The sequence below is a fragment of the Streptomyces sp. NPDC054863 genome (assembly GCF_053610825.1).
Genome location: NZ_JBSGZD010000356.1, coordinates 1 through 7604, shown reverse-complemented (window position 1 = coordinate 7604; position 7604 = coordinate 1). Strand labels below are relative to the sequence as shown.

At 73.0% G+C, this 7604-nt stretch carries 8 protein-coding genes and 1 pseudogene; 4 read left to right on the top strand and 5 right to left on the bottom strand.

Features of this window, described 5'->3' with window-relative positions:
* Nucleotides 1-1125 (top strand): cobalt-precorrin-5B (C(1))-methyltransferase (locus ACWGIG_RS34960; RefSeq protein WP_453325726.1); only part of this gene is annotated, 1125 nt, incomplete at its 5' end.
* A gap of 92 nt (nt 1126-1217) precedes the next feature.
* Here the strand turns inward: ACWGIG_RS34960 and cobM are convergent.
* The 3 genes from cobM to ACWGIG_RS34945 all read right to left on the bottom strand — a co-directional run bounded on the left by cobM (nt 1218) and on the right by ACWGIG_RS34945 (nt 3537).
* Nucleotides 1218-1967, bottom strand: a complete 750-nt coding sequence (gene cobM, locus ACWGIG_RS34955; RefSeq protein ID WP_453325725.1) for a precorrin-4 C(11)-methyltransferase — start codon at nt 1965-1967, stop codon at nt 1218-1220.
* On the bottom strand, nt 1964-3238 hold the full coding sequence (gene cbiE / locus ACWGIG_RS34950; RefSeq protein WP_453325724.1) for a precorrin-6y C5,15-methyltransferase (decarboxylating) subunit CbiE: 1275 nt from the start codon (nt 3236-3238) through the stop codon (nt 1964-1966). Before cbiE ends, cobM begins: the two co-directional genes overlap by 4 nt.
* A gap of 221 nt (nt 3239-3459) precedes the next feature.
* The gene (locus ACWGIG_RS34945; RefSeq protein ID WP_374104540.1) at nt 3460-3537 is read right to left on the bottom strand and encodes a 50S ribosomal protein bL37; all 78 of its coding nucleotides are present in this window, start codon (nt 3535-3537) and stop codon (nt 3460-3462) included.
* Between the two features lie 229 nt (nt 3538-3766).
* Here ACWGIG_RS34945 and pgm point away from each other — a divergent pair, with 229 nt between their 5' ends.
* Together pgm and ACWGIG_RS34935 are read left to right on the top strand one after the other, a co-directional pair.
* Entirely contained in the window at nt 3767-5416 is a 1650-nt protein-coding gene (gene pgm, locus ACWGIG_RS34940; protein WP_453325723.1) for a phosphoglucomutase (alpha-D-glucose-1,6-bisphosphate-dependent), read from the top strand.
* A 109-nt stretch (nt 5417-5525) separates the two neighbouring features.
* Nucleotides 5526-5900, top strand: coding sequence for a DUF779 domain-containing protein (locus ACWGIG_RS34935; RefSeq protein WP_453325722.1), 375 nt, complete (start codon nt 5526-5528; stop codon nt 5898-5900).
* A 42-nt stretch (nt 5901-5942) separates the two neighbouring features.
* Here the strand turns inward: ACWGIG_RS34935 and ACWGIG_RS34930 are convergent, their stop codons facing one another.
* A complete protein-coding gene (locus tag ACWGIG_RS34930; protein WP_453325721.1) occupies nt 5943-6830 on the bottom strand; it encodes a phosphatidylinositol-specific phospholipase C/glycerophosphodiester phosphodiesterase family protein in 888 nt (295 codons plus the stop codon).
* Nucleotides 6831-7010: 180 nt separating this feature from the next.
* Here ACWGIG_RS34930 and ACWGIG_RS34925 point away from each other — a divergent pair, with 180 nt between their 5' ends.
* A complete protein-coding gene (locus tag ACWGIG_RS34925) occupies nt 7011-7346 on the top strand; it encodes a hypothetical protein (RefSeq protein ID WP_453325720.1) in 336 nt (111 codons plus the stop codon).
* A 140-nt stretch (nt 7347-7486) separates the two neighbouring features.
* On the opposite strand, the pseudogene ACWGIG_RS34920 reads toward ACWGIG_RS34925, so the two are convergent.
* Nucleotides 7487-7604, bottom strand: a pseudogene (locus ACWGIG_RS34920) (ABC transporter ATP-binding protein); the annotation flags it as partial.

The following is a 7604-nucleotide window of genomic DNA, read 5'->3' as shown; positions in this document are numbered from 1 at the left end:
GGTCTGCGCTCCGGCTGGACGACCGGCGCCTGTGCCACGGCGGCCACCACCGCCGCGTACACGGCCCTGCTGAGCGGGGACTTCCCCGATCCGGTGACGATCACCCTGCCCCGGGGCCAGACGCCCGCCTTCGCGCTGGCCGTCGAGGAGTTGGGGGCGGCCCACGCGATGGCCGGGGTGGTCAAGGACGCGGGCGACGACCCCGACGTGACGCACGGTGCGCTGGTGCGTGCGACGGTACGGCGGCTGCCGCCGGGCTCCGGCGTGGTGTTCCGGGCGGGCCCGGGCGTGGGCACCGTCACCCTCCCCGGCCTGCCGCTCGACGTCGGCGAACCGGCCATCAACCCGGTGCCCCGCAAGCTGATCCGCGAGCACGTGGCCAAGGTGGCGGCCGAGCACGGCGCCGCCGGCGACGTCGAGGTGACCGTCTCCGTGGACCACGGCGAGGAGATCGCCCGCTCCACCTGGAACGGCCGCCTGGGCATCCTCGGCGGTCTCTCCATCCTCGGCACCACGGGTGTCGTCGTGCCGTACTCCTGCTCGGCCTGGATCGACTCGATCCGCCGGGGTGTGGACGTGGCGAAGGCGGCCGGGCACACCCATGTGGCGGGGTGCACGGGTTCGACCTCGGAGAAGACGGTGGTCGCCGAGTACGGGCTGCCGGAGATCGCCCTGCTGGACATGGGGGACTTCGCGGGCGCGGTCCTGAAGTACGTACGCCGTCATCCGGTGGACCGCCTGACGATCTGCGGCGGCTTCGCCAAACTGTCGAAGCTCGCCGCCGGGCACATGGACCTGCACTCGGCCCGCTCCCAGGTGGACAAGGGCTTCCTGGCGGAGCTGGCCCGCCGGGGCGGTGCGGACGAGGCGCTCGCGGCGGAGATCGCGGTCGCCAACACGGGTCTCGCGGCGCTCCAGCTGTGCCAGGCGCGCGGGGTGCCGCTCGGGGACCTGGTGGCGGTGACGGCCCGGGACGAGGCGCTGTCGGTGCTGCGCGGGGCACCGGTCGCGGTCGACGTCATCTGCATCGACCGGGCCGGAGCGATCGTGGGCCGGAGCGCCCCAAAGGGGCGCGGGGAACTGCGCGACCAGCCACCCACCCAGCCGCGCGGCCAAGCGCTTTAGGTGAAGGGGCGGGACCGGGGCAGCGCCGCAGGCAAGCGCGAGACCGGCCGGCGTTCCGGAGAGGGCCGACCGGTGCCTGCCCGGGCGGGAAGTCAGCACACGTGCCGCTCCCGCGCCGGCGAGTACAGGTGGCTGTCGTGGAACTGCTCCGCGCCCAGCGTCCGCCCGACCATGATCACGGCGGTACGCAGCACTCCCGCCGCCTTCACCTGCGCCGCGATGTCGTCCAGCATGCCGCGCAGCACGATCTCGTCCGGCCGGGACGCGTAGGCGACGACGGCCGCGGGGCAGTCCGCGCCGTAGTGCGGTACCAGCTCCTCGACGACCCGGTCCACGTACTGGGCGGCCAGGTGCAGCACCATCAGGGCGCCGCTGCGGCCCAGGGTCGCCAGGTCCTCGCCCTCGGGCATGGCGGTGGCGCGCTGGGCGATGCGGGTCAGGATGACGGTCTGGCCGACGGTGGGCACCGTCAGCTCCCTCTTGAGGGCGGCTGCGGCGGCGGCGAAGGCGGGGACTCCGGGGATCACCTCGTACGGCACGCCCGCCGCGTCGAGCCGACGCATCTGCTCGTTGACGGCGCTGAAGACCGAGGGGTCGCCGGAGTGCAGGCGGGCCACGTCCTGTCCGGCCGCGTGGGCGGCGGTCAGCTCTGCGGTGATCTGTTCGATGTCGAGCTGCGCGGTGTCGACCAGTCGGGCGTCGGGCGGGCACTCGGCGAGCAGTTCGCGGGGCACCAGGCTGCCCGCGTACAGGCAGACCCCGCAGGCGGCGAGGGTGCGGGCGCCGCGCACCGTGATCAGGTCGGCCGCGCCGGGTCCTGCGCCGATGAAGTACACGGTCATGCGTTGTCTCCTGGAGCTGCTGCGGGGGACGTGGGGTTCTTGGTGACGGACCACTGGGTGACCGGCATGCCCTGCCGCCACCCCGTGAAGCCGCCGACGGGGACGGCGTGGGCGACCGCGAGCCGTGCGAGGCCGCCGCCGTGGCGGCGGTGCCAGGCGGCGAGGAGTGCCTCGGACTCCAGCGTGACCGTGTTGGCGACGAGCCGGCCGCCGTCGGGCAGCGCCTCCCAGCAGGCGTCGAGGAGGCCGGGGGCGGTGAGCCCGCCGCCGATGAACACGGCGTCCGGTACGGGCAGTCCGGCCAGGGATGCGGGGGCGCGGCCGGTGACCACGCGCAGGGCGGGCACTCCGAGCCGGTCGGCGTTGCGGGCGATGCGCTGTGCCCGTACCGGGTCGCGTTCGACGGTGACCGCCCGGCAGGAGGGGTGGGTGCGCAGCCATTCGATCGCGATGGAGCCCGAGCCGCCGCCGATGTCCCAGAGGAGTTCGCCGGGGGCGGGGGCGAGGGTGGCGAGGGTGGCGGCGCGGATGTGGCGCTTGGTGAGCTGGCCGTCGTTCTCGTACGCCTCGTCGGGCAGTCCGGGAGCCGCTCCCAGCCGGAGCGCTCCGGGTGCGCGGGCGCAGTCGACGGCGACGACGTTGAGTGCGTCGCCCGGCGGGTGCTCCCAGGTGTCGGCGGTGCCTTCGGTGCAGGCCTCTTCCTCGCTGCCGAGCTGTTCGAGCACCCGCAGGCGGCTCGGGCCGAAGCCGCGGTCCCGCAGCAGGGCCGCCACCTCGGCGGGCGTTTCCGCGCCCGCGCTCAGGACCAGCACCCGGCGTCCGTCGTGCAGGGCTGCGGCGAGGCGGGCCGTGGGGCGGCCGACCAGGGTGACGACCTCGGTGTCCTCCAGCGGCCACCCGACGCGGGCGCAGGCGTACGACACGGAGGACGGGTGCGGCAGGACGTGCAGGGCGTCGGGGCCGAGGGTCTCCGCGAGGGCGCGGCCGATGCCGTAGAACATCGGGTCGCCGCTGGCGAGTACGGCGATCCTGCTCCCCCGGTGGGCGGCGAGCAGTCCCGGCACGGCGGGCCGCAGCGGCGAGGGCCAGGGGACGCGCTCGCCCGTGCAGGACGGCGGCAGCAGCTCCAGCTGTCGTCCGCCGCCGATCACGACCTGGGCGCCGAGAAGTGCGGAGCGTGCCGCGTCGGGCAGTCCCGGCCATCCATCGGCGCCGATGCCTATGACGGTCACCGCAGGCGGGGCGGGTGGTGCGGATGCTGCGGGGGTCACGGACGGTACCTCTGTGCTCGGGGGACGGCGCGATCGGTTCGGGGGACGACGCAGCCGAAACTCTACTGTCCGGTCACGACGGGGCTCCGACCAGGTGGGCGGCCCCGCCAGCACGGCACCACGCACCACGCACCACGCACCAACAGTCCGTACACGGCGAAGTGGCGCCCGTCCCGGTCCTGCCGGGTCGGACGCCACTTCGGCACCACGTCAGCTGTGCTTCAGCTCTGGGGGCGGCTGCCGTGGTTGGCACCGTTCTTGCGACGTGCCCTCTTCTTGCGGCGGCGCTTGGACGACATGGCGCTTCTCCTCACGTTCGACTGTGCGGTGACTCTTACTTATGTGACTCCTTGACGAGTTTCCACCCATTTGCTGCGGTATTCCACTCGTCGACATCGACCCTGCTACCCCACCGCATCACCACTCACACCTCCCACAACAGAGGGAACATGCGTGCGTGCGATCAGCCCCGCCGGTCCGGGAGAATGGGCCGACCGCATTGCGACACACCATGGAGGTAACGGGCGGATGCCGCACCAACGAGCGGGACAGCAGACCCGGCCGGACGATCTCGTCGACGTGGCCCGGCTGGTGACGGCGTACTACGCGCTCCACCCCGATCCGGCGGAGCCCCGCCAGCGGGTGGCCTTCGGCACCTCGGGCCACCGGGGCTCCTCGCTCAACACGGCGTTCAACGAGGACCACATCGCCGCCACGAGCCAGGCGATCTGCGAGTACCGCGCCCTCCAGGGCATCGACGGGCCGCTGTTCATCGGCGCGGACACGCACGCCCTCTCCGAGCCGGCGAAGGTCACCGCGGTCGAGGTGTTCGCCGCCAACGACGTGCGGGTGCTGATCGATTCGGCGGACGGCTACACGCCCACCCCCGCGGTGTCGCACGCGATCCTCACGTACAACAAGGGCCGTACGAACGGCCTCGCGGACGGTGTCGTCGTCACCCCGTCGCACAATCCGCCCGCCGACGGCGGCTTCAAGTACAACCCGCCGAACGGCGGCCCGGCCGCCTCCGACGCCACGGGCTGGATCCAGGACCGGGCGAACGAGCTGATCGCCGACGGCCTCAAGGGCGTCCGGCGCATCCCGTACGCGCGCGCCCTGACCGCCGCCACGACGGGCCGCCACGACTTCCTGGGGACGTACGTCGCCGACCTGCCCGCCGTCCTCGACCTGGACGCCGTGCGGGCCGCCGGGGTGCGCATCGGCGCCGACCCGCTGGGCGGGGCGTCCGTCGCGTACTGGGGACGGATCGCCGAGCAGCACCGGATCGACCTGACGGTGGTCAATCCGCTGACCGACCCGACCTGGCGGTTCATGACGCTGGACTGGGACGCGAAGATCCGGATGGACTGCTCGTCGCCGTACGCGATGGCCTCGCTCATCGAGCAGCGGGACCGCTTCCAGATCGCCACCGGCAACGACGCGGACGCCGACCGGCACGGCATCGTCACCCCCGACGGCGGGCTGATGAACCCCAACCACTACCTGGCCGCGGCGATCTCCTACCTGTTCGCGCACCGCGAGCAGTGGGCAGCGTCCGCCGGGATCGGCAAGACGCTCGTGTCGTCGTCGATGATCGACCGGGTGGCCGGTGACCTGGGCCGCACGCTGGTGGAGGTGCCGGTGGGGTTCAAGTGGTTCGTGGACGGCCTCGCGGACGGTTCGCTCGGGTTCGGCGGCGAGGAGTCGGCGGGGGCGTCCTTCCTGCGCCGCGACGGCTCCGTGTGGACGACCGACAAGGACGGCATCATCCTGGCGCTGCTCGCCTCGGAGATGCTGGCGGTCACCGGGCGTACGCCGTCGCAGAGTTACGCGGATCTGACGGCCAGGTTCGGCGAGCCCGCGTACGCGCGGATCGACGCGGCGGCCACCCCCGGGGAGAAGGCGGTCCTCGGCAGGCTCTCGCCGCAGCAGGTCGGCGCCGACACCCTCGCGGGCGAGCCGGTCACCGCGGTCCTCACCTCGGCCCCCGGCAACGGCGCGTCGCTCGGCGGCATCAAGGTGACCACCGAGAACGCCTGGTTCGCGGCCCGCCCCTCCGGCACCGAGGACGTGTACAAGATCTACGCCGAGTCCTTCCACGGCGCCGAGCACCTGGGCCGGGTCCAGGAGGAGGCGAAGGCGGTCGTCTCGGCGGCCCTGGCGGCCGACGCAGGCTGAATACCGGCCCTGAACCAAGGCGGGACGCGGGGTGTCGGCCGGCCCGTTCAGCAGCGAAGCTGAACGGGACAGCCGCACCACCCACCGCATGTGAGAGGGGCCGCACCTCATGAGCTCCGTCCCCGGTACTTCCCCCGCGGGAGCTGCGCCCGTGGAACTGACACCCGCAGCCGCCGGTCTGCTGCGGCGGTTGCGGGACGCCCACGGCCCGCTGATGTTCCACCAGTCGGGCGGCTGCTGCGACGGCAGTGCGCCCATGTGCTACCTGGACGGCGAGTTCCGTACCGGTGGTTCCGACGTGCTCCTCGCGTCCCTCGCCGTGGAGGGCGTCGAGGAGTCCGTGCCGTTCTGGATGTCGACGAGTCAGTACGAGGTGTGGCGGCACACCCGGCTGATCGTGGACGTGGTCGAGGGGCGCGGCTCCGGATTCTCCCTGGAGGCTCCGGAGGGGGTGCGCTTCCTGATCAGGTCGCGGGTGCTCTGAACCCGGCCGCGGGCAGGGCGGGTTCGCGGGGTGGGCACGGCCCTACCGGTCGTGCCTCCTGAGGAACTTCTCCAGCGCCGCCAGGTCGTCCGTGTTCAGGTGGTCGACGCCGGCCGCCAGGAGTTCGCGCCAGAGGGCGTCCCTGGCCGGTCCCGGCACGTCGGGCGTGCCCCAGAAGCGCACCCGCTGCCCCCTGCGGTGGGCGGTGCGGACGAGGGCGTGCAGCTTGTCGCGCTGCGCGCGCGGGAAGGGCCCTGTGCCCAGCCAGCTGAAGCTCTCCGTCCAGTTGCTGCTGATCAGCGGGATGAACGAGGCGGGCGCCGCCGTGCCGAGATCGTCCAGGCGGCCGTCGTAGAAGGCGTACCTGGTGCGCTGCGCCTCCATCGGAACGCGTGCCGCGCGGTCGCCGGAGACCACCGGGACGACCGCGCCCGGACGGACCCTGCCGTCGCGGTACGTACTGAGCATCCCTCGGTGGGGGTGGAGCGCGCGGTGCAGGGCCAGGTAGGTGGCGGCGCCCTGCGTCTTGATGTCCACGAGCAGCTGGAAGGGCCGGTGGTGGCCGGGGTGGACGCTCCCGTGGTGCGCCTTCACCAGGGCGGCCAGGGGGTCGAGGTAGAGCGCTTCGAGGGTGCGCGCCGGGTCGAGGTCCTCCGGGTCGTGGGCGACGAGGAGTCGGCCTTCGACCAGGTGGATGTCGGCCTCGACGCTGGTGAAGCCGTGCGCCAGCGCGTCGTGGAGGGGCCGCGGGTGCTCGTAGTCGTTGTGGGCGTGGGCGCGGCGCAGGGGCCTGGTCCGGGGCGGGCGCTTCGCCTCCGGGGCCGCGGCCGGGAGGTGCGCGGATGCGGGCAGGGTGCTCGCCCATCCCGCGGCGCCGACCAGCGCTCCTGCGAGGGTGGCTGCGGCGGTACGTCGCGTGGTGAGGGACATGCGGAGGCTCCGGGTTCGACGGGCGGCGCGGGGACTCGGCGAGTATCCGTCACGGAGGGGCCAACCGGCAGGGTGTGCACGCGAGTTCGCGCCATGTTCGGCCGGAAGCCACCGGAAGGACCCGGTGGATCACGCGTGCGAGACGTCTGGCACCCTGTTCCCATGGTCCTCACAGGCGATATGTCCACCCATGTCCGCGGCCCGCGCCGCAAGAACCTGGTGATCGCAGCAGTGGTCGCGGCAGCGCTGCTCGGCACCGCTGCCTGGGTGTTGGTCTCGAAGTTCAACAACGTTCCCGTATGGCCGATGCACGTCGCCTACGGAGCCGGTTACCACGACGGAATTCAGCTCCGCAAGACGGACCGGGACGGCAGCGTGGTGGCCGACGCCATCGCCGGGGGGTGCGAGCGCCTGGCGCGCACCGCGGGAAAGAAGGCGGACGACTCCCCCGAGGCGTGGGTACGGGGCTGCCTGGACGCCGTCAAGGGCAAGCCGAGCAACCCCAACGAGGCCTGAGCGAGCGCCCGAGGTTCACTGAGCACTCGTCCGAGGTTCGTTGAACACTCCCGCGAGGTTCGCCGAGCACTCGTGCACGGTGCGCTGAACACCCGCCCGAGCTTCGCTGAGCACTCCCGCACGGTGTGCCGGGCACCCGCTCAAGCCGTGGGCGCCGCCGCCACGTCCTCCCAGCGCACCGTGCGGTCGCACCAGCGCTCCAGCAGCACCCGGTCGTGCCCGACCGTGAGGAGACCGGCGCCGTGCGCGCCTCTGTAG